A 26270-nucleotide genomic window follows, 5' to 3' on the forward strand; every position below is an offset into this window, starting at 1 on the left:
TTATTATTCAGAATGGTAATTCATTTTCTTTTCTAATAAATATTCGGTGAAGGTATCGATAAGTGTTGAGGCGGCTTGCGCTGCCGCATTTTCTGAATGTGATGCCAGCGCATCTGTCAGAACGGCATACCGATCTATAACCTCTTTATGAATGCCCGCAGAGCGGTAAAGTACCGCCACCAGCGAAGCCCACTCAGCCTGAAGTTGCAGTTCCTGGTTTGCAAGCCTGGCGGATTGTGAACTTGCTGCAATCGCCAGCAGGCAACGCATATCTGCCTGGGTTCGTTGTTCAGGCGTGCTGGCCGCCGCCAGCAATTCGGTAAACTCCAGCAACCGCGTCATATCCTGTCCGGTCATTCTGCGTGAAGCCAGCCTGGCGCTGTGGCTGATGATAGCGCTGTGCATCTCAGCTAAATCAGACAGGTAATCGGTACTTATCCCTCTGAACGGGTTGAGATCCTTACCGGAGTGCAGAACCTTTTCGCAGACAAAACTGCCGCCGTTCCGGCCGCGCACGGTGTGGATTAAATTATTCGCCCGCAGGGTATTAAGCGCTTCCCGGATAGTGATGTGCGAAACGCCCATCATTTTTGCCAAATCAGACTCATTTGGCAGCTGTTCATGCGGTTCCAGCAGGCCGGTAACAATGGCATTTGATAGCCGCTGAACGATCTGATCCGAACGACTGGCCTGTCCGATAGGTGCGAAAATAACCGCGTGAGTAATCATAATATTCTCTGAAAGTCCCTTATGCAGGGCGCCATACTTAACATAAAGCCCCAATGCAGGGAAGCGCTGAATACCGTTCTCATTGATGACCCGGTGCGAAAAAAAACGGCCCCGGTTTGCTGATTTTTCCTCGCCTCCAGCGGCTGGCGCTAAAGACTAAACCCTTTCATCCGCATCCGGCGACGGCGGTTAGGCCAATGTAATCATTTTGTTAAAAATGAGAGCCGCTTCATGTTGTCAGGACTCTCCGATTGAACTGGAGCACAATAATATATATTACATATTATATTATATGTATTAACCAAGGCGGAGAATGTCATGCAAACCCTACAGCACTTTATCAACGGTCAGTACGTGTCAAATCAGGCGGACGATTACTTTGCGCTGATTAGCCCGGTGGATGGCGAAACCTATGCGATGTCACCCAACGGCGGACAGGCTGAAGTTGGACTTGCTTACGATGCCGCTGAACGGGCGTTTACCGTCTGGAAAAAAACCACGCCGGCTGAGCGTCAAAAAGCGCTGCTCCGTCTGGCGGATGAAATAGAAAGAAACGTCACGCGTCTGGCTGAACTGCAAAGCAAAGAAACCGGGCAGCTCAGGCACTTTATTGAAAAAGAGGAAATTGCCGCATCGTGCGATGCTATTCGCTTTTTTGCCGGCGCGGCACGCTGTCTGGAAGGCAAAGCTGCGGGTGAATACTCAGCGGGGTTTACCTCGGTGATCCGTCGGGAACCGCTGGGCATTGTCGGCCAGGTCACGCCGTGGAATTATCCCTTCATGATGGCGGTATGGAAAATTGCACCCGCTTTAGCTGCAGGGAATACGGTGGTGTTAAAACCGAGTGATACCACCCCGATTAGCACCTTATTGCTGGCGGAATTAGCCGCACCTTTCTTCCCGGCTGGCGCATTCAATGTGGTGCTGGGGAAAGCACAGACCGGCTCGCTGGTGGTATCAAATCCGGTCGCGTCGCTGGTGTCGATTACCGGTTCTGTGCGGGCGGGTCTGCAGGTAGCAGCGTCTGCTGCGGCTAATCTCACCAAATCCCATCTTGAACTGGGCGGTAAAGCGCCGGCGATTGTATTTGCCGATGCTGACGTAAATAAAGCGGTTGAAACCATTACCACCGCCGGCTTTTTTAACGCAGGACAGGATTGCACCGCGGCGACCCGTATCCTCGTTGAGGCGTCGGTCTATCAGGAATTTTTGCATCAGCTGATTACACAGACACGCAAAATAAGATTCGGCACCCCTGACGATCGTGCGGCATTGTATGGCGCGTTAAACAGTCAGGGTCAGCTTGAGCAGGTTAAAGGTTTTATTGAGCGTCTGCCGTCACACGCCAGGATTGAAATTGGCGGAAATGCCGGTAAAGGACCCGGTTTTTACTTTGAGCCGACGATTATTTCCGGCCTCAGGCAGCACGATGAAGCGATCCAGCATGAAGTCTTTGGCCCGGTAATGACTATCCAGCCTTTTACTGACGAAGCCGATGCGCTGCTTAAAGCGAATGATGTTGAATATGGTCTTGCAGCCAGCGTCTGGACTAACAGCCATAGCCGGGCACAGCGCTTTAGCATCGACCTCGACTTTGGCACCGTGTGGATCAATAACCATATTCCGTTGTGTGCGGAGATGCCGCACGGTGGATTTAAAAAATCCGGTTATGGCAAAGATTTATCCTCTTATGCTCTCGACGAATACACCCGCGTCAAACACATCATGTGCGACATTAACCATTAAGGTGAGATATGAAATTCATTAAAATCGCTGCCCTTAGTTTGATTTTTAGCGCCTCTGGCGCACTGGCGGAAGAGTCACCTCAATCGGTGATTGAACACTATATGGCAGCATGGAATGCCCATAGTGCTTCGCAGGCGTCCCGTTATCTGGCCAACGATGTGATTTATTATGATGCGGCGACCGGTTCGCCGGTAAAAGGAAAGGAGAAGGCGGAAAAAGAGGTTATTGGGGCTTTTATCCAGGCGGTTCCCGACCTGAAATGGAAAATGACCAGCCAGCCGGTTTTCAATAACGATACGATCGCTTTTCAGTGGGAGTTCTCAGGAACCAACGCGGGAGAGTGGGCAGGCAGCCCCGCCACGCACAACAAAATAAAGTTCGAAGGGGTCAGCTTTATCAAAGTCAATGAGGGGAAAATTACCTATCAGGGTGACTATTACGACTCAAAAAAATTGGATGCTGAGCTTGCAGCTGCGAATTAACCGGTCAACCCGATGACGTTCCACGGGATAACGCAGAGCAGATTTTCTCTCAACGTGGATCGGATTCAGGATGGGTATTTCTTAACTGATAAACGCATCGGGGAGATGACAGAAAAGAACATGGAAATATCACGATAAATACAGTGAGCCGAATACTGCCGATAACAGCGTGACGGCGTCGCTGCAGAAGGCGCTAAAGAGCAATGACTTCATCAGTGACCTGTTGAATGGAATGCGTTAACTTCAGGAATTAAAGGTAAAATATGTCTATCACTCGACGCGATTTTCTTAACGGTATCGCTTTGGCAATTGCGGCAGGGTTAACGCCCGTTGAGTTACTCAGAGCGGCAGGTCAGGACGCGATAACACCGTCTGATCGCTATTACCCGCCCTCACTAATGGGTTTACGAGGAAATCATCCCGGTTCGTTCGAAGGCGCGCACGCGCTGGGCCGTGAGCATCAGAAATTCGACTTCAGTTCGTTACCAGCAGAAGAAGAGTACGATCTGGTGATTGTAGGCGGAGGGATCAGCGGTCTGGCCTCCGCCTGTTTCTGGCAGCAGCTGGCAGGAAAAGAAAAAAAGATCCTTATTCTCGACAACCATGACGATTTTGGCGGTCATGCGAAGCGGAATGAATTTACCGTCGGCCAGAGCCGGATGATTGGCTATGGCGGCAGTGAATCTTTTCAATCGCCGACACATAACTTCAGTCCTGAAGTGAATAAACTGCTGGCCGACATCGGAGTGAGCGTTGTTAAAATGAAAAAAGCGTTCGATCAGAATTTTTATCCTGATCAGATGCTGAGCCGTGGCGTTTTCTTTGATAAGCGAAACTTTGGCGAAACAAAAATTGTCAGCGGCGATCCGGGACGCGCCGTCTCGGATGATATCCCGGCTGACAGACTCAATGGCCGTAAGATCGAAGACTTTATCAATGATTTTCCGTTAAACGACGCCGATAAAGCCGACTTAATTGAACTTCATGTCAGACCGAAAGATTATCTGGCAGGAATGAGCGTTGAAGAAAAAATCGCCTGGATGGATAAACACAGTTATCGCCAGTTCCTGGCTGAAAAAGTGGGGCTAAGCAACATGGCCTTACTCTATTTTCAACAGCGCACCAATGATTTCTTTGCCATAGGTATTGAAGGTATCTCCTGCAGCGATGCCCGTGTCTGTGCGTTGCCCGGCATGGAGGCCATGCATCTTCCGCCGCTGGATGAGGAATCATTGGCCGATCTTGAAGAACCCTACACTTATCATTTTCCCGATGGCAATGCGGGCTTAACACGCTTGCTGGTCAGGCATCTTATCCCTGATGCGTTACCGGGCCATACCATGGAAGATTCGGTCACTGCCGGGCTCGATTATGCGAGTCTGGACAAAAAAGAAAATAAGGCCCGCCTGCGACTGAATAGCATCGTTATTAATGCGACAAACAGCGATAACGGTGTGCTGGTGACCTATATCAATAATGGCAGGCTGCATCGTGTGCGTGGTCGCAATACGATTATGGCCGGTTATAACATGATGATTCCCTTCCTTGTGCCAGAGACGCCTGAAAAGCAAAAGGACTATCTGAGGATGAACGTCAAAGCGCCATTGGTGTATACCAACGTCGCAATCCGTAACTGGCGATCGTTTAAAGATGTGGGAATTCATGAGTTCTACTCGCCTGCTGCGCCTTACAGTCGGGTTAAACTCGATTATCCCGTCAGTATGGGGGATTACCACCATCCCCGGAATGCCGATGAACCCATGGTGGTTCATATGGTTTATGTACCGACCTATCCCGGCAGTAATCTCACTGCACGAGAGCAATTTCAACGCGGGCGCGCTTACCTGCTGGGCACCTCATTTGATACCCATGAAGCGATGATTCGTGAGCAGTTACAGGAAATGCTCGGGTCTGTCGGCTTTGATCATCAACGGGATATTGCCGGTATAACGGTTAACCGCTGGGCACACGGTTATGCCTATTACGCGAGTTCCCTGTTTGATGATATGGACAAAATGCCAGAGATTATAAAAGAAGCGCGTAAACCGATTGGGCGTATCGCTATCGCCAATTCTGATTCCGACTGGAGCGCCTACGCGCATGCTGCTATCGATCAGGCATGGCGAGCTGTTAATGAACTGGCAACGTTAGGCTAAGGAAAAATATTATGTATAAAACCATCCTGACGGGCGCTTTATTTATTTCTGCAAACAGTTTTTCCGCTACACCTGACGGCGAATATCTCTCACGTATTGCCGACTGCGCTGCCTGCCACACTAAAGAGGGCGGTGAACCTATGGCTGGCGGTAAAAAATTCCATACGCCATTGGGTGATATTTACTCAACGAATATTACGCCCGACAGTAAAGAGGGCATCGGCGCATACAGCTATGATGAGTTTGAACAGGCAGTGAGACGCGGTGTTGCGCCAGGGGGGCACTATCTCTATCCGGCAATGCCGTATCCTTCCTATTCAAAAATGACCGATGAGGATATTCATGCGCTCTATAGCTACTTTATGCATGAGGTGAAACCCTCCGGGCAAAAAAATCTATCGGCGGATATTCCCTGGCTCTTTTCGCCGCGCTGGCCGCTGCGTATCTGGAACTGGATGTTTACTGACAAACCCGCTAACACGGCGAAGACGCCCGTCGGGCCTGTTGCTGAACTTATCCAGCGTGGAAAATATCTGGTCGAAGGTCCAGGCCACTGTGGCGCCTGCCATACGCCCAGAGGCATTGCTCAGCAGGAAAAAGCCTATGACAGTAGCGATGCTGCCTATCTCAGCGGCGCGATGATAGATGGCTGGTTTGCGCCCTCCCTGAGAAATAGTACTGTTCCGGATGGAGAGCTAAAGGATTTACTTCAGAAGGGCCGGAGTAAGCATTCCGCTATTACAGGGCCTATGGCTGAGGTCGTGACACAGAGTACACAATACCTGACGAATAACGATCTCACTGCGATCACCGCGTATTTATCAAGCCTTGATAATACTGTTTCTCACGCCGGGCAAAAAGTTCCTGCTACGGTATCAGCGCATCAGCCGGAAAACAGGGCGGGAAAAACCCTCTATTTCCGATATTGCTCTACCTGTCACGGTGTTGAAGGGAAAGGAACCGACTATAACATTCCTTCGCTGATCAATAATTCATCAGTAGAAGCGGAGGATCCTGCCAATCTTATTCGCGTCATCGCTTTTGGCGCAGAAACACCGGTAACTCAGGGGAATATTCCTTACAAAATGCCCGCATATCACGGTCAATTAAACGCTCGGGAGATGCGCGACATCGTCAATTATGTAAGAGGGGAGTGGAGCGTTAATCAACAACCGGTCAAGCAACAACAAATAGAGGCGGTGATTAATAAAGGTCATTGATCCGTCAAGGGTTGCCGTTAACCGGGAGCACATCATTCCTCATCATTTATTGTCTGTCTGCTACAGACAAACGGCCCGGCTTTACCTGGCATACTAGCTTATCTGCTTTGGGCGTGGCGCGGCTCTTAACCTCACCCGGATATAAGCAATGTGGCCAGGCTGCTTAAAAGATGAATCCGGTAGCTATGCCAGCAGGGGAATGCTGAAAGTATCGCGACGTTTTTTATCCGGGCGGCAACGACGGGGAGTCAGCTATCGACGTTCAGGTTAAACTCTTTGCGGCCGGAATAAACCGCGCCAGAGGATCACAGCACGATGGGGCTTAACCTCTGGCGCGGCGGGTATTGCCTGATCAGAACGCTGTATAGTCCACTGGCGTAATGGCGTGGCGATCGAGATTTTTGCTCAACGCGCGCACGGTACTTTTCATCGGACACAGCGTGCCAACGTCCGTGACCCGGCAATATGACTGTCGCCACTCTTCACGCAGCAGCGGGTGCGCCCGATCAACGGCTTGCAGATGACGCAGATCATCCATACTCTGCGCCTGGAAATAGACGTGCATAAACCGCTCGCCGCTCTTTCTGTCACGCCAGCGTTCAAACACCAGGCTGCTTCCCGGTGGAATGTTGCCGCGCGTATAACCCGGCAGCGTCCAGCTAAAGCCCATTAGCGTTCGCACCATCGCAATGTTGGTATCGTGCGCCACCAGCAGCAGCCAGCGCGTATCCGGCAGGCTATCCGCCGTTTTATTCACCCCTTGCTCTGCACCCTGCAACATGGCGTTAAGCAGGATTGAACCGCGTTTCCGGGCGGTATACAGCACATCATTTCCGAGATCGTAATTCTCCGTCAGCAGCGGCAGGATCGCGGTGATCTGGTCAGACGATGTTATTTTTCCCCAGGCCAGCTGGCTGACGGGCAGATTCTCACTCCATCCGAGCCGCAGTGTTTCCACCATGTTGGCCAGCACGCTCAACCCGTCAATCGAGGCCTTTCCGCTTTTACCCTGCTTAATCTGCCACGGTTTCTCAAAAAATGAGCAGTCTGCCCCGGGCAGACATACCGCATTTTTAAGCGCCAGCACGGCAGGCTGCAACGCCTGCTGGCGCGCGCTTAAATCACCCGCTTTTTCCTTTACCGCGGCCAGTTGTGTTGCCGGATCGGTATTGGAAGCTGGAAACGCTTCGGTCTGGAACAGCGGGTCGTTTTCACCCGGTACGACGTGAATGGCGACGCCGCAGCCGGGAAATGCGCCGTCCACCAGCGCCTGCGCAGTGGCGCGTGTGCGCTGCAGCGGGCTGGCGCGCACAAAGAGATCCTGCGGCTGCGGGCATCCGGCGGTGAGCAGCCCCAGTTCACGATAATGCTCGCCTTCCCAGCGTCCTTTATTCACCACGGCAGCATAGCCGTGGCCAGTAAGTTCACCATCCTGGGTGCTCCAGCTTGTCCAGGCGCGATGCGTGGCAGCCTCTATATCTTTGCGGTTTCCCGGCGTCGGCGGGCGAATGCCGTGGCGACTCAGTTCGACCACTTTTTCCAGCTGATACTGTGAATCCGCGTGCGCCTGCATGGCACCTGACCACAGCGCGCCGACAATCAACAGGCGTGCGGCGGCCTGACGGGTGAGTAGCATCATAATAGCGTCCTTAATGAGGTAATTAAGATGAATAGAGGGTGCGGCGTTCACTGGCGTTCAGTCTTGCCACCATCACAGCGGTGATAAAGCACAACAGCGCAGACGCCAGACCGGCTGCAACCCAGAACAGCGACAGCGTGTGAAAGTCGTAGATCTTTTTGCCGTTCTCGATCACCGAGGTTTTATCGATGATGATACCGGTCAGAAACTCACCGAATCCTGCCCCGGCATAGCTGACAATGCCGATGGTGCCGAGTGCCGCGCCGGCCGCCTTGCGTGAAGAGATATCGACCGCCAGCAGTCCGCCGAGGAAGCAGGTCAGTGCCCCGATGGTGGCGCCGAAAATCACCATCGAAATGATATCGGTGTAGTAACTGTGTGGTGACCACAGCATCAGGGCAAACCCGCCGGTGTTCAGCAGACTGATGAATCCGGCCATGATGCTGCGGTTACGGGCGAAGAAACGGTCAGACAGGATCCCGGCCAGTATGGTGCCGACAATACCCGCAATCGCATTGACGCCAATGATGGCTGAGGCTTCAACGGTGGTATAGCCCTTGCCCTGTTGCAGAAAAAAGATGCCCCAGGAGTTCACGCCGTAGCGGTCGATATACATAAAGGCTGAGGCCAGCGCCAGCGTCCAGAGCGCCGGATTACGCAGCGCCAGCAGCTGATTTTTCAGGATTGAGCTTTTGGCCTCGTCTTCTTCCATCGGCTCATTACTGATCTGATGGATTGACGGAAAGCCGCAGCTCTGTGGGGAATCGCGCATAAACAGCAGCATCAGCACCACGCCTGCCGCGCCGAGCGCCGCGGTCGAGAGATACCCCATGTGCCAGCCGTAACCGGCAATCACCGCGGCGATCAGCATGTAAGTGATGGCCTCGCCAATATTATGTGCCGTCGACCAGATCGAATAGAACGTGCCGCGCTCTTTGGTGCCGTACCAGCGTGCCAGCGACACCGCGCACGGCCCTACGCCCATCGACTGCGCCCAGCCGTTAATGCCCCAGAAGATCGCCAGCAGCATCGCATTGGTGGTCATGCCCATCATCAGGTTCATGCCCGCGCTGAGTAACAGTCCCAGGCTCATAAAGCGCACCACATGGGCATGATCGGCGAGAAAACCGTTAACCAGCTTGCCGATGGCGTAGCTGAAAAATAGCGCCGAACCAATCATGCCGAGTTCTGAGGGGGAGATACCCAGCTCGACAAGCGCACTTTTGGCGACGGTAAACGAGAGGCGACAGACATAAAACGTCACGTACGCCAGCGTCATGGCAAGAAACGTCTGCCATCTGACAAAGCGAAAGCGTTGTGGATCAAAAGCACCGGCGCTTTGCTCAGGGCTGGTGCGGAAAAAACTGAGTAATCCAGACATCATCTTGTCTCCGATAGGCGGAGGTGCCGCTGATCGCTGTTGATCATCCATGACGGCCAGATCCCTGTTTTATGTAGAGTACAGAATCAGAAGCCCTGCCTGCCCAGGTTAGCGTAAACTTTGTTTAACCCACTGTTTTAACTGCGGATAGAGCGCGTTACTTGCCAGTAATACCGGGTTGCCGTCGGCCAGGCCGTTCGCCGCCAGGTAGTCATTTGTGGTGCCACCCGCTTCGCGCATCAAAACGATGCCCGGCAAGCCATCCCACGGATTCATATGCGGTTCGTAATAGCCGATCAGCCGTCCGGCCGCCGCCCAGGCGCTCATCAGCGCACCCGACCCATTGCGCACAAACATGCCGCCATGCTGTAACAGCGCCTCGAGGAAGGGCAGGAAATCAGCCGCTGAAACGCGATGTGACGTCCCGACACCCATCACGCCGCCCGCCACATCGCTGGCCGGGTGTGGCGTAATTCGCCGATCGTTCAGCCAGGCACCGTGCCCTTTAAGCGCGTGAAAAAGTTCATGATGGTTAGGGTCATAAACCACGCCGATCACCGGTTCGCCATCGACTACAATCGCCAGTGACAGACACCAGGTATGCAGGCCGTTGAGAAAACAGCTGGTCCCGTCGATCGGATCCACCACCCACAGCACCCGGCTGTTGCGAGCAGCCGTGCCGCTCTCTTCACCTAAAAACCCATCATCAGGAAATGCCTCGGCAATCCGCTGCTTAACGAAGGCTTCCACCTCGCGATCGGCGCGGCTTACCACGTCCTGCAGGTCAGTGCCTTTGTGGTCGGTCTGCAACTTTTCACGCTGCTGGTAGAACTCATCAGCCAGCTTTCCCCCTGACTCAGCAACACTGCAGGCGAAGCGGTAGCGCGCCAAAAGCGAATCATCTTCATGGGTAGCCATAACATCTCCTTAATGAAAATGCACACGTGTGCATTTCGTAGCAAAAAATTAGCCCCGCAGGGCAGAAAGGAGTGTGGCGATTCTGCGGAGAATAATCTGTGATTCACTCCGCATAAAATTAATTTTCCATTACGCGCTATTACGAACTATTAATTTCACCGGGACGGCGCGATGTCGGGAGGGCAGATCAAACCGGGCGATGCGCGTCACCAGCAGGTCGACCGCCTGCTGCGCCAGCCCCTCGGTATCCTGCTGAACGGTGGTGAGATTGTAAGGATCCCAGTCAGCCTGCGGAATATCATCAAAGCCGATGACCGCCGGAAGGGGAGTGTGACTGCCGAGCGAGCGCAGGCCGTCCATCGCGCCCAATGCCAGCATGTCAGTGGCGCATAACAGCGCCTGACAGTGGCTAAGCTCAATCGAGGCCGCACGACCGGCAGCGTATCCGCCGCCAGTAATAAAGCGCGCTGAAACGGATAAATCGGGAGTCAGCGAAGTTAGCGCCGAATAACGCTCGCTGGTGCTGAAATTCGAGAGATCTTCGCCAATAAAGCCAATATTACTCCATCCCTTCTGGCGACAATAATCGACCATCAGCTGCATGCCCTGCTGATTATCACTGGCGACACGATCGCAGCCGGCTAAATCCGCATGACGATTGATCAGGGTGACCGGAATTTTACGCTCCAGATACTCCTCCGCCAGCAAAAGAGGCGGTGCGCCAGAGGTAATGATGACGCCGGCAACATGATAACTCAGTAGCTGTTTAAGTGACGGGGCGAGCTGGTCAGGATCATCGGCGTTCATCAACAGCGGCATAAAGCCGTGTACCGCCAGTTGATTCACCAGCGGGGAGAGCAGTTTGCTGCGGAAAGGGTTATCGAAACCGGCGGTGATGATGCCGATGAAATTACTGCTGCCGGTGTTCATGGTTCGGGCGATGATATTGACCTGATAGCCCAGTTGCTCAGCCGCATGCATGACTTTGGCGCGCGTCTTTTCGGCAACCGACGCGCCCGGTGTAAAGGTTCTCGATACTGCCGAGCGAGAGACGCCCGCCAGCCGCGCGACATCCTCTGCCTTGACCCAGTTTTTCCCTTTTACCTTCATCCGTTCTCTTACCCTGTCAATGTGCCCTGAATGCCTGCGCCGCTAAAATGGGCTCTGAATGGATTAACCCTGGAAACAGCCGCTAAATCAATGTCGCCAGGCGCTTATAACCTTGCTGCAGGCTGGGGGGATCAGGGCCATGAGCAGTGTAGTGGCGACACAAGCAGGATGCTGCCTGGCGCAATAATTAGCATTGATGCCGCGACAAATCCACATCCCCGCCTGCTGCGGGGGTGCCCTGATGGAAAATCAGCTGCCAGCGATCGCTGTCACCGCGTACCCAGCAGGAACAACGCAGGGCAGCGAGCCTGTTTTGCGGATTGACGGTGCGGTAATTCACAATGACAGCGTCTGCTGCCGGGCGGATAAGTGAAAAATCACTGCTGACAATTACCGGCACCTCTACCGGTACATCTGCTTCGCCTGTCAGCGACGCTATCGTTTCCACCCGATCCACCATAACACCTGAGCGGGTAATTTCTCTGAATTCAGGATGGAGTATCTGTTCAAGCCATTCCCGGTCATTTCGTCTGGCAGCATGCAGGCTGCATTCCAGCGCCTTTAACTCTTCCAGCAGCGTTTCGCTCATCTGATTACCTGTTCCTGATGACAAAAAATTACCCTGACTCCCGAAAACACCGCTATACGACATGCTTGCGGTTCAGTTATGTTACTGATGACCCTCCCTTTTCCGCAGGACATCACGCATGAACGACTCAGTGCTTCTGAAAGCGTTTGTCGCAATAGCCACAATTATTTTGCTCTGGCTGGAGTTCAGGCCGCAGCAAAGAAAAATCAATCCCAACCCGACGATCGCTGTGGCTGATGCCAGCGAACGCCATGCCTGGCGTTTTACCCGATGGGGCAGCCGGATTGCGCAGATTATCTTAGGGATATATCTGCTGTGGATCACCATCAAATACCTGATCACCTGACCCGCGTTTTAGATCCGTGCGCTGCTTTTCTGCGCTCAGGTGATCCATAAATCGATCACCACGCAACCACTTTGCCAAAGCGGTCTAAGAACTGCAGGCCGGGTTTGCCGAGTCTTGAGACGAGAGTATTGACGATGTCCGGAACGGTTTCTTCAAGACTGAATACGGCATTATCTCCTCCCAGCTCCGTTCGAATCCAGCCGGGTGCCAGCAGCAGCAAAGATCGAGCCGGATGCACTTCAGCTGCGCGGGCTGCATAGCTCCGCATGTACTGATTCAACGCGGCTTTGGTACCGCGATAGACCTCTTTCCCGCCTTTGGTGTTATTAGCAATACTGCCCTGACCAGACGACATAATGCCGATCAGGCCCTGGGCGGTTACCCGATCCTGCAGCGCCTCAATGGTGCGCATTGGCGACAGTGCGTTGGTTATCATCAGCTGGGCAAATTCTTCGCTACTCACCTCAGCGATAGTGTCATCCTGATTGCGATTGGCGCTGCCGGCATTGATAAACAACACATCGAAATGCTTATCCGCCAGCCGGGTATGTAAATCAGCCAGCTGAGTCCGATCGGTTATATCCAGCTGCTCGATTGTCAGCCGGTGCGGATAGTGCCCAGACAGATTATCGAGCGCAGGGGAGCGGGCGGCTCGGATGGTGGCCGTGACCTGCCAGTCACGTCGGAGGAATTCTTCAGCCATCGCCAGGCCGATGCCTCGTGAGGCGCCAATCAGCAGGATATGCGGTGTCGCAGACGGCAACGTTGTGTCAGCCATAGTAATCACTCCGGATTTGATGAACCAAACCTGAGCTTACCGACATTTAAGGATTGCACCAGACGCGTGGTATGCAACACTCGGTTGCATCAAATGCAAACTGGCAGGGTCACTGAAATGCAGGATATCGATCTGAATTTGCTAAAGGCGCTGGATGCGTTGCTGGCCGAGCGCAGCGTCACGCATGCGGCCCAGCGGATGGGCCTGAGCGTCTCGGCAATGAGCCGCAATCTGACCCGATTGCGCGCTGTCACCGGCGATCGGTTGCTGGTCCAGGCGGGACGTCAGTTAGTGCTGACTCCGTATGCCGAGGGGCTGACTGAGCGGGTAGCGGAGATCGCCCGCAGCGCTTACGCCATCCTGCAACCGACCCGGCAGGCGTTAGATCTCGCCACGCTTGAGCGCAGCTTTACCCTCAAGGCCAACGAAGGATTTATCGATCTGATCGCCGATTCACTGATTCATCAATTGCTGAAGACGGCACCGCAGGTCCGCCTGCATTTTGTCACCAAAAGCGACAAAGATGCCCGGCCGTTACGCGAGGGAGCGGTTGATCTGGAGATTGGCGTGCTGGGTACCGATGCGCCTGAACTGATGACCCGCACCTTATTCACCGATCGCTTTGTGGGCATCTGTCGCAGCCAACATCCGCTGCTTCAGGCACCCGGCGTAACGGCTGAACGTTATGCCAGTTATCCGCACGTAGTGGTATCAAGGGAAAATAAAATCTATGGTCCGGTAGATGCTGCGCTGGCGGGCGAGGGCTTACAGCGCCAGATCCTGATGGTTGTTCCCGGCTTCGCCAACGCCATTAACATCGTACGCCAGACCGATCTTATCGGACTGGTCCCTTTATCGGCGCTGGGATGGTTGCCCGCCAGTCCACAGCGCGCCGGGCTGGCCGAATTTGCATTACCGGTTGTCACGCCCGCCATCAAAATCTCAGCTATCTGGCATCCCCGGCTGCACGCCGACCCGGCGCATCGCTGGCTGCGGGAAACCCTTGTCTCGCTATGCCAGCGCAAAGCTGGCGAATAACGGGTTCAGCCAGGGTATTCAGCGACGGGAGGGGAACAGTGGGGCAGGTTTACGGCGTTACACCGGTTGCGCGATGAGGGATTCTAACCGACCAGGATGCACTCCACCGCCTCGACTATCCGTCACGATGATAAGTGTCAGTCCGCTGAGGGCGTGTTCCCGACATCCCTTCAGCGGTCACCGCAGCGTGACGGGTTCCCGGCACGGCGATAGCGGAATGACCGCTGGCATGGATCGCAAGCGGTGAGCAAACCGAGCAGGTCATCATCGATATGCTCAGTGAAACGCGGTCTGACTGTTACCACCTCGGTGAAACAGGGCCCGATGCAATGAGCCTTATCAACCTGTTTTGCGGCACGCCGCCAGCATATCGTCGGCGGCGACGTACTCGCGCGTCTGTACGCCGGTGATACCCAGCAGGGTAGAAAACAGGTTGTCCTGAGAGTAGGCGTGCGCTGTCGCCTGCTGGCTCAGGCAGTGTCGGTCCACCGCGTAACGCTGCTGAAAGTCGGGGGAAAGCCAGATCAGCATCGGTATCCGGGTCTGCACGGCAGGCGCAATCGCATAGGGCAGGCCGTGCAGGTAGACCCCGTTTTCGCCCAGCGACTCGCCGTGGTCAGAGAGATACACCAGGCTGGTGGTGAACCGATCCTGATGCGCCTTCAGCAACTCAATCGCTTTATCGACGATGTAGTCAGCGTACAAAATGGTGTTGTCGTAGGTGTTGACCAGCTGCTGCTGCGAGCACTCCTGAATCTGTTTGGTTTCACAGGTCGGGGTGAATTTGCGAAACGCCGGTGGATAACGGTGACTATAGGTCGGCCCGTGACTGCCGATGGTATGCAGGACGATGATGCCATTGCCCTGCAGCTTGTCGATATACGCTTCCAGCCCATGAAAAAGCACCTCATCGTAACACTCGCCTTTAATGCACATGCCGGGCAGGTTCAGGGCATTAACATCCTGATTCGGCACCCGGTCGCAGGCGCCCTTACATCCCGCATCGTTCTCGTGCCATAAAACGCTCAGGCCCGCCCGCTGGATAATATCCAGCACTCCTTCCTGATGGCTGGCCAGCGCATCATCATAATGGGCGCGCGGCATGTTCGAGAACATGCAGGGGACCGAAACCGCCGTTGAGGTGCCGCATGAGGTGAAGTCAGGAAAATAGACCACCTCATCGTCAGCCAGCAGCGGATTGGTCGGCCGCGCATAACCGCCCAGCGAAAAGTTTGCGGCGCGTGAGGTTCCGCCCACCACCAGAATGGTCAGATTGCGCTTCGCACCGCCCAGCATCTGCGGAAGCTGATGCGCGTCTTCACCTATTTTCACCAGCGGCAGGTCAGCCTGATGGTGATGCTGGTAATAAGAGAGCGAGGCAGCGATGAAATTCGCCGGACTCAGGGCTTTGATCAGCTCATGATTATTGCGGATCAGCGAAGCGTAATCTTTGTAGAACAGCATCGCCACCAGCGCAATCATCACCAGCGAAGCGGCGACGTTGATCCCGCGGGCGACCAGGCTTTTCCAGCGCGGCAGCGTCCTTTTAAATCGCGGCCAGAAAGCCAGCGCAGCCATCACAAAGCCGGTGAGAAACAACACCGCTAACATTTTCGGCGTGAACAGCGCCATGCTCTCGGCCCGCGTGGTATCCACGATGCTGGTGATCATCGATCGGTCGAGCACGATGCCGTAGTGCTGAATAAAATACTGCGCCGTGGCTGCGGCGATAATAAATAGCGCGAGGATTATCCTGTCCAGCCAGAGAAAGGAGGCGAGGGTGACCACGATATTAATCACGCTGAACGCCACCAGCGGCATGCTGAGGAAGAACAGAATATTGCCGACGCTGTTCAGCGGAATTAAATCCAGCGCCTGCCGATAGAACGGGAGATTGAGAAAAAATGAGATGTAAAACGAGAACAACACAATATAGGTAACGCGTTGCAAAACGGGCTTACTGAAGTGCAGTTGAGACATAAAGGTATTCCGTGACCTGAGAAAGACTGACCGGTAAATATTCAGCTATCAGTTTATTAACATTTGTTAACTAAAATTCTGAGGCTGTAAACCCTGACGGCAAAAGTAAAATACAACGCTTACCCGTATTGCTTAATAAAACAGGTGGTTTCTTAAGAAAATCTGCATCACATTTGCCTCGGAAAGTATAAATTACCGTAAGTAAAAGTTAAGTAAATCTAAACTAAACGCCGCTATGATCCGGGATTTACTAAACGGATATGTGATGTGCGTCACGCGATAGTTCGATTGACTGGCAGGTCTGTCGCATTATTCGCCGGGGCAGGTGGTTTGCTCACAGAAACAGTCGCTTCGCTACCGCCTGATTGCGGGCATTTGCAAGCAGCCGCGGGCGATAAAAAGCGGGATCGCAACAACGGGGAGAGTGTGCTTTCAGGCGGAACGGGCGACGTAGCAAGCCCTGACGCAACAGGTCACGGGCAAGCGGGTGAAAAGCGGGCAGTTCAGCGGGGCGGGTACGCCCTGGCAGGCGCACCCGATTGTGTCAGGGTTTCCAGCGGCGCAGGGCCGTCTGATCTTCATACGGCATTTTTGAGGGCAGTGAGATCAGCTCAATCACGCTGCCCCACGGCGTGCGGCCATAGCAGAAGAAGTTGTTTTCGCCGGTCTCGGTCGGAAACATCAGCGGCTGAGGCGCGGTAAACATTTTGCCGCCGGCACCTTCAAACAGGCTGATGGCCTGGTAGATATCATCAACGTACACCGCGAAATGCTGTAACCCATAGTCGCTGGGACGCACCGGCTGACTCTGCTCCGGCCCTTTCATCTCGAATAGCTCAAGTCCTGGTCCGTGCTTCAGCGTCATCATCCTGACCGTGGTGATGCGGGTGCCGGGAAACAGGTTGAGAATACTTTCCGTCTCTTCGCCTTTCACGTCCTCATCAGAGGGTGAAACCGAGTCGTAAATCACTTCAGCGCCAAACGCCTCCGCAAAGAAACGGGTCGCTTGATCAATATCAGACACGGTGATGCCGACATGGTCCATACCGCGAACAGTCTCGACAGACATAATTTTCTCCTGGGATGTGATTAAGTGTTGAAACAGCGTGCAAAGGGGTCAATCAGTCCGGTCTGGCTGCGATGGCGGCCAGCGCCCGGGATTTATTTACCGATGGAGATAAGCCTGGTATAGAATTAAACATCGATAAACCACCTGTAAGTCGCCAATTAGTCAACTTTATGTCTACTTCTTTCACCGCTGAGTCACTGCGGGGCATTACAAACTTTGTCATTACGGCAAAATCGAGCAGCTTTACCGAAGCCGCCGAGCAGCTAGGTATTACGAAATCCGCGGTTGGTAAAAGCGTGGCAAGGCTTGAGGAGCGGCTGGGCACGCGCCTGTTTCACCGTTCAACCCGCAAACTGAGCCTGACCAGTGACGGCGAAGCCTATCTTGCAAGCTGTCTGTCGGCACTGGAGATTCTGGACTCGGCGGAGAACAGCCTCAGCCGACGTCAGGACAATCCGGCAGGCACGGTGCGTATCGACATGCCGGCATCTTTTGGCCGCAACCTGATGATGCCAGTGCTGCTGGATCTGATTAGCCGTTATCCGGCGCTGCGGCTGGCGCTGACGTTTAATGACCGGCTGATTGATCCGGTGGAAGAGGGCGTTGATCTGGTTTTGCGGCTGGGCGAACTGCAAAGCACCGATGAGCTGATCGCCCGTCGTCTGAGCCGTCAGCGTCTGATACTGTGCGCGTCGCCCGATTATCTCAGGCAGCATGGCACGCCCACCGACAGCGAGTCGCTAAAAAAACACTGCTGCATCATGGGATTGCGGCGGGGCGCCCCGCTTGCATGGCGGCTGCGTCCTGCTGGCGAACGGGAAATAAAATACGTATCGGGTAACGCACACCAGATCAGTGACGGCGATGCAATGCTGCTGGCCTGCCTCGGCGGCGCTGGGGTGGCGCAGTTTCCGGAAGCGATGGTGAACAGCCATATTGCGGCAGGCAGCCTGGTAGCGATTATGACCGATCATATGCCGGTTCCGGTTGAGCTGAATGTCGTATGGCCCCGCACCCGCCACCTGATACCTAAAGTCCGCATTATCGTCGATGAACTGCTCAAAAAAGCGGGCGAAGGGGTTTTCGGCGACCTGAGGTAGAAATTTTGTCGACGCTCAGGCGAATGCCGGGCTGTTTATCAACTCTGAGCACACGTCTATCCTGACCGTCCCGCTGCGCCTGCGCTATCTGACTGGCTTCCTCAACCGGAACCCGCGATACACAGGTCGGCTCAAACGTGAATTTTACTGACAGGATAGGTGTTATGCCATTTGCTCTGTGGGCGCTGGCGATCGGTGCATTCGGTATTGGTACTACTGAATTCATCATTGCTGGCCTTTTACCCGTTATTGCCACCGATTTTAACGTCACGATTCCGGTTGCCGGCTCGCTGGCGACCTCCTACGCGCTGGGTGTATTTGTCGGTGCGCCCGCGCTGATTATTTTCGGCTCAAAAGTCCCGCGTAAAGCGATGCTGGTCTTCCTGATGGGGCTGTTTGTGGCGGGCAATCTGGTGACGGCCTTTGCGCCGACGCTGGGCATGGCGATTCTGGGCAGAGTTATCACCTCGATGACTCACGGTGCATTTTTTGGCATCGGTTCAATTATTGCGGCTGATAGTGTGGCTCCGTCGAAGCGCGTCAGAGCCATTGCCTTTATGTTTATGGGCTTAACCGTGGCAAACCTGATTGGTGTACCGGTCGGTACCTGGCTTGGTCAGCACCTCTCGTGGCGGGATGCTTTTATAGCGATTGCGGTGATCGGCATCATTACGGTAATCGGCATTGCCCTGCTGATCCCGCATCAGCCGCGGCCAGAGAACCACAACTTTGCCGATGAGTTTAAAGCTTTCAGAAACGTCAACGTGCTGCTGGCGATGGGCATTACCGTCTTCGGGCCGGGCGCGTTCTTTACCTCGATAACCTACATCGCACCGATGATGACGGAGCTGGCGGGATACCGTGAGAGCAGCCTTAGCTGGCTGATGCTGCTGTTTGGGCTTGGTCTGTTTGTCGGTAACCAGTTGGGTGGCCGCTACGCTGACCGGGCGCTGATGCCGATGCTCTACGTGACGCTGGCTGCCCAGGCCATGGTGCTGATGGTGTTTAATTTCACCATCCATAGCCAGCTGATGTCGGCTATCTGTATATTCCTGATGGCCGCATTCGGATTCGCCACCGTTTCACCTATCCAGAAGCGGGTGATGGACAAAGCGCGGGCGGCAGGTGCCCCCACGCTGGCAGCCGCGGTTAACATCGGCCTGTTCAATCTCGGCAATGCGATGGGTGCCTGGCTGGGAGGCGCAGTGATTGCGGCCGGATTCGGTTTGCAGTCACCCAACTGGGCGGGTGCAGTGTTATCTGTGATTGCGCTGATACTGGCGGTGTTATCCGGCCTGACCGATAAAACCGCTCAGGCTGTCGGGCAACATTAAGGTGGCTGGCCGGTGGGCAATTAACCCGATTGGCTCACTGGCCAGAAGCGGTATTTTTATTGCGTGCGGTCGGGTATTGATGACATACAGCCAACGCAGTATCTGCTTAACTGGATAACAACAGAAAGCCATCATCGGCAGGGTCACGCTGCCGGGCGATACTTTTGAATGCGTTAATCCCGTCTTTAACATCTCACTAAAATCGTTGAGGTCGCTATGCTGATAGCTCAGGTTTCGGATATTCATGCTTCATCTGAAAATGATCATCTCCAGCGATTTGAGCGGGTGCTGACGTGGCTGGCTGATCTGCAGCCAGACATATTAGTGCTTACCGGTGACCTGACCGACGGCGGGTGGCGCGAAGGCTATCAGCAGATCGCTGAACGGCTGGAACGGCAGAATTATCCTTCACTCATCCTGCCGGGAAACTCCGACGATCGCCATCTGATGGCCATGATATGGGGAAGTGTGGGAAGATCTGATACGCCGACGCAAGCTTTGCACTTTAGTCATCAAGCTGGAGAGTTGAGATTAATCGGTCTGGATTCGACCGTTGATCGCCAGGATTATGGCTGCGTGACCGGGCATCTGGAATGGCTTGATAAACAACTCAACGATGCCGGGAATTCACCCGCGCTGCTGTTTATGCATCATCACGTCTTTGAATCTGGCATCCCGACCCTGGACGAATCGATGTGCAGAGGGATAGATCTGCTGGAAACGCTGATTAAAAACGCACCGGCCAGGCTACTGGCGATTGCTGCCGGGCATGTTCACCGGCCAGTTGCGGGCACGTTTGCCGGTCTTCCGGCTTATATCTGTGGCTCCGTCTGCCCGGCCAATCCTGTGTGGTTTGGAACAGAAAACATTCCCCCGGTAGCTGAACCGCCTGCCTTAATGATTCATCGCTATGTCAACAACCGGCTTACCAGCCATCATGTCTGTGTGTGACCGGCAAAGCACCTGAAAAAAAGAGGATGTAAAACCCGGCTGATCAGCCAGTCTCTTACTCCAGAGCGGAAGCATAAAAATCGCCATACAGCTGGCACGCTTGTTTAGCCGCATCCACTGCCAGACAGAGCGCAACATCCGCCTCAAACCCGCGCTGTTGCAATTCAAGCGCAGAAGCACATTCACCAAGAGGCAGCAGATTCTGTTGCTGATAATGTTGCCAGGCGGCCACCGCCGCCTGTGCTTCAGGTGAGCAATCCCGCCGTCCCAGCGCAGCGATAATGCCGCCTGCGGCGACGTAATCTTCAACAGCGGGACGAAAACTACCGTCAGGCCATCGCTCTCCACAAGGGATCATCAGAACACGGTCAAAACGGCGGCAGGCATTTGCCGTTGCGGACAGATTGCGCAAACAGCCGGTGAAAACCGGTTTTCCGCTCTCCCGCGCCCTGAACGAAATAGCCGATCCGTTAGGGGATGGCAGTACCAGCCTTTCGCCTTCGCGAATGTGTTGAATCGAAACCGGCGACAGGCTGTAACCTTCCCCGCTGAATCGCCTTTCCGGACTGGCTGCCTTTGCGCCGATTTTCATCGCATACTGGCCCGCGGAGGGGTCTTTCCACTGATAGGGATAAATGCGTGCGCCATTATCGACCGCCAGGCTGACGCAGGTTGAAAATGACATTACGTCGATAATCACCATGCAGTCCGCTTCTGCGGCTAAGTAATCGACGGCAGACAAGCCCCACTCAAGACGCACCCCGAATCGCTGCTGGCTGAACGCTTCCATTATCTTTGCTCCGTTAGCTTACCGTTCAGCTGACTCTATCATCCCACCGTTATCCGCCTCTACCGACCGCCAGATCCTTTGCCTGTTCGCACCTCAGTCAGTGGGTCGCTGTGCCGACTAAATCTGGTCATCAACAAAGATTTCCCACAGCGCCTCTACCGCGCGGGACATTCTCGCCGCTGGCCGGAACAGCCGGATGTCGATCGGTATCCACAGGGCGCTGTCTTCAGCGGCAGCAAGGCTAATCCTGCCAGCCTCAACGTCCGGGGCGGCCAGCGTTTCCGGCAGCCAGGCGATGCCATCGCCGGCTCTGACCATCGCCAGCAGCGTTGCCGCCAAATCGGCGGTAAAAGCGAACTCCATCCCCCGTCTGGCGCGGTTAACCTGGGAGGTATTTGACAGGATCCTGCCGAGGCCGGACTCGGCTGAATAGGCCAGGAAAGGGAATTTCTTCCCGCCCGTTGCCTGCCAGAGCGGCTGTCGGGTATCAGGATCGCACTTTGAATAGGGCAGTAAGGTTTCCCGTCCAAGCCGGACGCTGAGATATTTCGACTGGTCGAGATTGATGTGCATATGCGGATGGTAATAACAGAGCAGAAACTGCGCGTCGCCTTTTTCGATCATCCGCTCGCAGGCGCTCAGGGTATCAGAGAGCAGCCGGAATGAGCCAAAGCGGGCAATTTTTTCATTATTACGCATCAGCGTCGGGAAAAAAGAAAATGACAGCGAGTGGGTGGCGGAAAAGATCACGTCCGGTCTGGCTTCGCCTGCCGCGTCGATAGCTTCACTTCTCAGGGTATACAGCGCGCGGATCAGGTCGGGGATTTGCGCGACAAAGATCTCTCCGGCTCGCGTCAGGCTGACGCCACGCCGATTTCTTTCAAACAGCGGCGTGCCCAGCCACTCTTCCAGCGAGACAATTCTCCGGCTGAATGCAGGCTGTGTCACATATCGTGCAGCTGCTGCGCGCGAGAAATGGAGCGTCTGCGCCAGCGCAACGCAGTCTTCAAGCCATGTTAACTCTAAGTGATGCCTGTTTTGCATTACAGCCTGCCTTTTTGGCATTAGAACGAAGTCCGGTTACTGCTTAGGATGAATTCAGACAGCACACTTAGGCCACTGATCACCACGTTGCTGCATTATGCCCATAAACAACCGGCATGAGCCAGCGCAGGCCGCAGAGACTTAAGCGTAATCGTATTTGACTGAAAACTGCCGGAGAAAACATGCGTATCCTCGATGTTGTAGAAATAACCAAACCGATTGCTTCACCCATTCGTAACGCCTACATCGACTTCAGCAAAATGACCGCCAGCCTGGTCGCGGTGGTAACAGATGTTGAGGTAGATGGACGCCGGGTAGTGGGATACGGCTTTAACTCTAACGGCCGTTATGGTCAGGGTGGTCTGATCCGTGAACGTTTCCGCAATCGCATTCTGGAAGCCGAACCGTCCAGCCTGCTGAACGCCGGTGGCGACAACCTGGATCCGCACAAAATCTGGGATGTCATGATGAGCAACGAGAAGCCAGGCGGCCACGGCGAACGTTCTGTTGCGGTCGGCACGCTCGACATGGCGATCTGGGATGCGACCGCAAAAATTGCCAACAAGCCGCTTTTCCGTCTGCTGGCCGAAATGAAAGGCGTTGAGGCTAATCCGCGCGTATTCGTCTACGCCGCGGGTGGCTATTACTATCCCGGTAAAGACCTGAGTGCGCTGCGTCAGGAAATGCGCGGCTATCTCAATCGCGGCTACACCGTGGTGAAAATGAAGATCGGCGGTGCCTCAATTGATGAAGACCGCCGCCGGATTGAAGCCGTGCTGGACGAGATCGGCAGTGAAGGGCGGCTTGCGGTTGATGCTAATGGTCGTTTCGATCTGGAAACCGGCATTGCCTACGCCAAAATGCTGCGTGAATATCCGCTGTTCTGGTACGAAGAGGTGGGCGATCCGCTGGATTATTCTTTGCAGGCCGCGCTGTCGGAGTTCTATCCAGGCCCGATGGCGACCGGTGAAAACCTTTTCTCCCATCAGGATGCCCGTAATTTGCTGCGCTACGGTGGGATGCGGCCGGATCGCGATTATCTTCAGTTCGACTGCGCGCTCTCTTATGGCCTGGTTGAATATCTGCGCACCCTCGAAGTGCTGAAACAGTTTGGCTGGTCACCGTCACGCTGCATTCCGCACGGCGGCCATCAGATGTCCCTCAATATCGCTGCCGGTCTCGGCCTGGGAGGCAACGAAAGCTATCCGGATCTCTTCCAGCCCTACGGTGGTTTCCCGGACTCGGTGAAGGTCGAAGCGGGGCACATCACTATGCCAGAGTTGCCAGGTATCGGCTTTGAGGGCAAATCGGATCTGATTAAAGAGATGCGGGCGCTGGCGGAGTAAGTTGCGGCTTACCTGATGATATAACGCCTGCTGGTTTTACCGGCAGGCGTAGCGGGAACGGCATCTGAATCGGTCAGGTCATCAGCGCCGCAACAGGTTCGCGCTGCGGTATTTCCTGCATTATCGGGAAAGCCGCCGCCGGATTGACCCGCTGGCAGGCATGACCTGCAGGCCGCCGCCGTTAATCACGCTTGCGACGGTGTTTAACTGCGGGTGAACTGCCATCCCTACCGCTTTAGCGCAAAATTGCGGACCGGCCATTCGCGCCACGCACCGTGATTACTGAATAGTGGTGTTCTCCCATCGTAAAATTCAAACGCTCGGGCGACGGAACTATTTTGTCGTCGCAACCAAAAAATAATAAATAACAGCTGGCTGATATTTAAACGGATCTGAATTCAGTATTTCCTCCCCCTACACCTGTTCCAGACGAGGAAGTGAATATGAATGACAATGTATTCAACAGTAATACACCGATCGGAAAAAAACGCTGGACGATAATACTACCCGCCGTTTTTATTATGTATACCATCTCCTTTTTCGACCGCGTAAATATCGGCATGGCGCTGCCGCATATTGTTGCTGAACTGAAACTCACGCCGGTCGAGGCGGGCTGGCTTGGCGGCGCATTTGCCTGGGGCTACGTGGCGACGCAGTTTACGGCGGGCTGGCTGGCACTGCGTTTTGGCTCGCGACGCGTCATCGGACTGAGCCTGTTTCTGTTCGGCGCGTGTGCCATGGCAACCGGCCTGACGCGAAACTTAACAGAACTGATCGCGGTGCGCTTCTTACTTGGTCTGGCAGAGGGGCCGATTCAGGCGGCGACAGCAATGTTTCTGGCACAGTGGTTTATGAAGCGTGAACGTGGCCGGGCTTTTGGTATCTGGAACCTTAGCCTGGGGGCCGGAGCCTTTCTTGCCGGTCCGATTTCGGGCTGGATCCTGGCGCACCACGACTGGCGAATGATGATGGTGATTGAGGGCGCACCGGCATGGCTGTTCTGCATCCTGTGGTTTTATCGCATCCCCAAAAATATTCAGTCTGCCCGTTGGTTGACTCAGGAAGAAAGAGAGGTGATTCAGGCCGATCTGGCTTCCGAACAGGCTCACTACGTGAAGGAAAAGTCGGACCCCTGGTGGACTATACTGCGCATTCCTGCACTCTGGCTGATGCTGATTGGCTATTCTCTGCATAGCATGCTGGCTTACGGATTTACCCTGTGGCTGCCGACGGCGCTCAAGGGATACGGCACGCTCAGCGAATTTATGGTGGGGTTTATCAGCGGCTTACCGTTTCTGATGACCATGGCTGGCATCTGGTACATCACCCGCCGGTCGGACAAATATAATCAGGAACGCCGTCTTCACGCCGCCATTCCAACCGTGCTGTGTGGCATCGCGCTGGCGGCTGCGGCCTTTGTGCCCGCTTCGCTCTACTGGCTGCAGATCATGCTGTTTATGTTTGTCGGGCTGACGATGAAAATGCTGGTGCCGCTGGTCTACGTGCGTCTGACCGAGATTCTGCCGACCAAAAAGGCAGTACCGGCGGTGGCCTTTGTCGGTGGCTGCAGCAATTTTATTGGCCAGTTCGGCGGGCCGCTGGTGGCCGGTTATCTGAAGCATCTGGCTGGCGGAACCGATATGACGCTGGCCTGGGCGGTGCTGGGACTGTTTTCGATCATCGGTGGTGTTCTGTTCGCCATGGCGGTGGGGCGAAACGAAAACGCCTGGGATATGAAGCCAGCTTTCCGGGCTAACCGTAGCCACTCGCTGTCAGCCCATAAATAACTCCGCCGGGTCAGCGGCAAGTTGCTTTCTTAATACCTCCGGGCCGGGCCTGTAGCCAGCCCGGCATCGGGATAGTGGCTGCCTTCCCGACGCGTCGGTCGGGACAGCTGCATCAGGCGAAAGCGGACCGATGGCGGCCAGATCGGGACAGGATCGCTGCAGAAGATAGAATTATTCAATCCCGTTTGGTATTCATTGGGCTGACGCCATTCAAACAGTGCTGCCGAAGGAGAGAAGATGAATTTTTATCGCAGTAAGGAATTTACCGCTGCAAAAGCCTGGGATGCTCAACCTATTGCCAGCTTCGATAAGATCAGCGTCAAACTGCACTGGACCGATCAACCTTACCAGTGGCATATCAATGACGGCCAGGAAGTTTTTGCGGTTATGGCGGGTTGTGTTGAGATGTTCTACAAAGAAAACGGTGAAGTTAAAAGCAGGCAAATGAACGCCGGAGATATTTTTTATGCCAGCGAAGGCACCGAGCATATTGCCCATCCACAAGGCGAAGCGCGCGTGCTGGTTATTGAAAAAGAAGATTCTATCTAGTCCGGTTTATCTTCACCGCGCGCGTTATTGTTCCTGTCTGCTGCGGGCAGTAAGCGGGCTGTCACAGGTTCTCACCACCGTTGTGAAAAAGGTTAGCTGTTGAGCGATCGGACAGGTTATCAGAGTTTAACCCTGAGGTGTGCGACTGAATCTGGCAGTCAGTAAAACGGCCAGATTCTCGTCCGGCC

The 26270-nt window shown here is 54.4% G+C and carries 23 protein-coding genes; 12 read left to right on the plus strand and 11 right to left on the minus strand.

What is annotated here, in order from left to right; genetic code table 11:
* Positions 1-3 precede the first annotated feature (3 nt).
* On the minus strand, positions 4-729 hold the full coding sequence (locus AC6I8D_RS20035) for a FadR/GntR family transcriptional regulator (protein ID WP_312055606.1): 726 nt from the start codon (positions 727-729) through the stop codon (positions 4-6).
* Between the two features lie 318 nt (positions 730-1047).
* On the opposite strand from AC6I8D_RS20035, the gene AC6I8D_RS20040 reads away from it, so the two are divergent.
* The 4 genes from AC6I8D_RS20040 to AC6I8D_RS20055 all read left to right on the plus strand — a co-directional run bounded on the left by AC6I8D_RS20040 (position 1048) and on the right by AC6I8D_RS20055 (position 6333).
* Positions 1048-2475 carry a gamma-aminobutyraldehyde dehydrogenase gene (locus AC6I8D_RS20040; protein WP_312055565.1) on the plus strand — a complete coding sequence of 476 codons (1428 nt, stop codon included), beginning with the start codon at positions 1048-1050 and terminating at the stop codon, positions 2473-2475.
* Between the two features lie 8 nt (positions 2476-2483).
* A complete protein-coding gene (locus AC6I8D_RS20045; protein ID WP_312757751.1) occupies positions 2484-2957 on the plus strand; it encodes an ester cyclase in 474 nt (157 codons plus the stop codon).
* Positions 2958-3220: 263 nt separating this feature from the next.
* The gene (locus tag AC6I8D_RS20050) at positions 3221-5113 is read left to right on the plus strand and encodes a flavin monoamine oxidase family protein (RefSeq protein WP_497820712.1); all 1893 of its coding nucleotides are present in this window, start codon (positions 3221-3223) and stop codon (positions 5111-5113) included.
* Between the two features lie 11 nt (positions 5114-5124).
* The gene (locus AC6I8D_RS20055) at positions 5125-6333 is read left to right on the plus strand and encodes a cytochrome c (protein ID WP_497820713.1); all 1209 of its coding nucleotides are present in this window, start codon (positions 5125-5127) and stop codon (positions 6331-6333) included.
* A gap of 352 nt (positions 6334-6685) precedes the next feature.
* Here AC6I8D_RS20055 and AC6I8D_RS20060 read toward each other — a convergent pair whose 3' ends face one another.
* From AC6I8D_RS20060 to AC6I8D_RS20080, 5 genes are all read right to left on the minus strand, one after another.
* On the minus strand, positions 6686-7972 hold the full coding sequence (locus tag AC6I8D_RS20060) for a histidine-type phosphatase (RefSeq protein WP_497820714.1): 1287 nt from the start codon (positions 7970-7972) through the stop codon (positions 6686-6688).
* Positions 7973-7994: 22 nt separating this feature from the next.
* The gene (locus AC6I8D_RS20065; protein ID WP_031376935.1) at positions 7995-9353 is read right to left on the minus strand and encodes an MFS transporter; all 1359 of its coding nucleotides are present in this window, start codon (positions 9351-9353) and stop codon (positions 7995-7997) included.
* A gap of 108 nt (positions 9354-9461) precedes the next feature.
* Complete coding sequence (locus tag AC6I8D_RS20070) at positions 9462-10271, minus strand: inositol monophosphatase family protein (RefSeq protein WP_031376934.1); 810 nt, start codon at positions 10269-10271, stop codon at positions 9462-9464.
* Positions 10272-10400: 129 nt separating this feature from the next.
* The gene (locus AC6I8D_RS20075) at positions 10401-11381 is read right to left on the minus strand and encodes a LacI family DNA-binding transcriptional regulator (RefSeq protein ID WP_312055569.1); all 981 of its coding nucleotides are present in this window, start codon (positions 11379-11381) and stop codon (positions 10401-10403) included.
* A gap of 187 nt (positions 11382-11568) precedes the next feature.
* A complete protein-coding gene (locus AC6I8D_RS20080) occupies positions 11569-11970 on the minus strand; it encodes a nuclear transport factor 2 family protein (RefSeq protein WP_312055570.1) in 402 nt (133 codons plus the stop codon).
* A 118-nt stretch (positions 11971-12088) separates the two neighbouring features.
* On the opposite strand from AC6I8D_RS20080, the gene AC6I8D_RS20085 reads away from it, so the two are divergent.
* Positions 12089-12316 (plus strand): hypothetical protein, encoded by a 228-nt coding sequence (locus AC6I8D_RS20085; RefSeq protein ID WP_497820715.1) that lies wholly within the window; start codon positions 12089-12091, stop codon positions 12314-12316.
* Positions 12317-12371: 55 nt separating this feature from the next.
* On the opposite strand, the gene AC6I8D_RS20090 is transcribed toward AC6I8D_RS20085, so the two are convergent.
* Positions 12372-13094, minus strand: coding sequence for an SDR family oxidoreductase (locus AC6I8D_RS20090; RefSeq protein ID WP_497820716.1), 723 nt, complete (start codon positions 13092-13094; stop codon positions 12372-12374).
* Between the two features lie 117 nt (positions 13095-13211).
* On the opposite strand from AC6I8D_RS20090, the gene AC6I8D_RS20095 reads away from it, so the two are divergent.
* Entirely contained in the window at positions 13212-14132 is a 921-nt protein-coding gene (locus AC6I8D_RS20095; protein WP_497820717.1) for a LysR family transcriptional regulator, read from the plus strand.
* Positions 14133-14471: 339 nt separating this feature from the next.
* On the opposite strand, the gene eptA is transcribed toward AC6I8D_RS20095, so the two are convergent.
* Positions 14472-16112: a phosphoethanolamine transferase EptA gene (eptA, locus tag AC6I8D_RS20100; RefSeq protein WP_497820718.1), complete on the minus strand. Its 1641-nt coding sequence runs from the start codon at positions 16110-16112 to the stop codon at positions 14472-14474.
* 544 nt (positions 16113-16656) lie between these two features.
* A complete protein-coding gene (locus tag AC6I8D_RS20105; protein ID WP_312757764.1) occupies positions 16657-17181 on the minus strand; it encodes a VOC family protein in 525 nt (174 codons plus the stop codon).
* 170 nt (positions 17182-17351) lie between these two features.
* Here AC6I8D_RS20105 and AC6I8D_RS20110 point away from each other — a divergent pair, with 170 nt between their 5' ends.
* The 3 genes from AC6I8D_RS20110 to AC6I8D_RS20120 all read left to right on the plus strand — a co-directional run bounded on the left by AC6I8D_RS20110 (position 17352) and on the right by AC6I8D_RS20120 (position 20566).
* Complete coding sequence (locus AC6I8D_RS20110) at positions 17352-18281, plus strand: LysR family transcriptional regulator (RefSeq protein WP_312055575.1); 930 nt, start codon at positions 17352-17354, stop codon at positions 18279-18281.
* 164 nt (positions 18282-18445) lie between these two features.
* Positions 18446-19615: an MFS transporter gene (locus AC6I8D_RS20115; RefSeq protein WP_497820719.1), complete on the plus strand. Its 1170-nt coding sequence runs from the start codon at positions 18446-18448 to the stop codon at positions 19613-19615.
* A 216-nt stretch (positions 19616-19831) separates the two neighbouring features.
* On the plus strand, positions 19832-20566 hold the full coding sequence (locus tag AC6I8D_RS20120) for a metallophosphoesterase (protein ID WP_497820720.1): 735 nt from the start codon (positions 19832-19834) through the stop codon (positions 20564-20566).
* Positions 20567-20621: 55 nt separating this feature from the next.
* On the opposite strand, the gene AC6I8D_RS20125 is transcribed toward AC6I8D_RS20120, so the two are convergent.
* Together AC6I8D_RS20125 and AC6I8D_RS20130 are read right to left on the minus strand one after the other, a co-directional pair.
* Positions 20622-21356, minus strand: coding sequence for a 2-phosphosulfolactate phosphatase (locus AC6I8D_RS20125; protein WP_497820721.1), 735 nt, complete (start codon positions 21354-21356; stop codon positions 20622-20624).
* Between the two features lie 117 nt (positions 21357-21473).
* Positions 21474-22400, minus strand: a complete 927-nt coding sequence (locus AC6I8D_RS20130) for a LysR family transcriptional regulator (RefSeq protein WP_497820722.1) — start codon at positions 22398-22400, stop codon at positions 21474-21476.
* A gap of 182 nt (positions 22401-22582) precedes the next feature.
* Between AC6I8D_RS20130 and AC6I8D_RS20135 the strand changes: the two genes are divergently transcribed.
* From AC6I8D_RS20135 to AC6I8D_RS20145, 3 genes are all read left to right on the plus strand, one after another.
* Complete coding sequence (locus AC6I8D_RS20135; protein ID WP_312055580.1) at positions 22583-23746, plus strand: mandelate racemase/muconate lactonizing enzyme family protein; 1164 nt, start codon at positions 22583-22585, stop codon at positions 23744-23746.
* A 443-nt stretch (positions 23747-24189) separates the two neighbouring features.
* The gene (locus tag AC6I8D_RS20140) at positions 24190-25533 is read left to right on the plus strand and encodes an MFS transporter (protein WP_497820723.1); all 1344 of its coding nucleotides are present in this window, start codon (positions 24190-24192) and stop codon (positions 25531-25533) included.
* 237 nt (positions 25534-25770) lie between these two features.
* Complete coding sequence (locus AC6I8D_RS20145) at positions 25771-26082, plus strand: cupin (protein ID WP_316553525.1); 312 nt, start codon at positions 25771-25773, stop codon at positions 26080-26082.
* Positions 26083-26270 lie beyond the last annotated feature (188 nt).

It is taken from the genome of Pantoea sp. X-Soil-MYKO-1785, assembly GCF_059730675.1.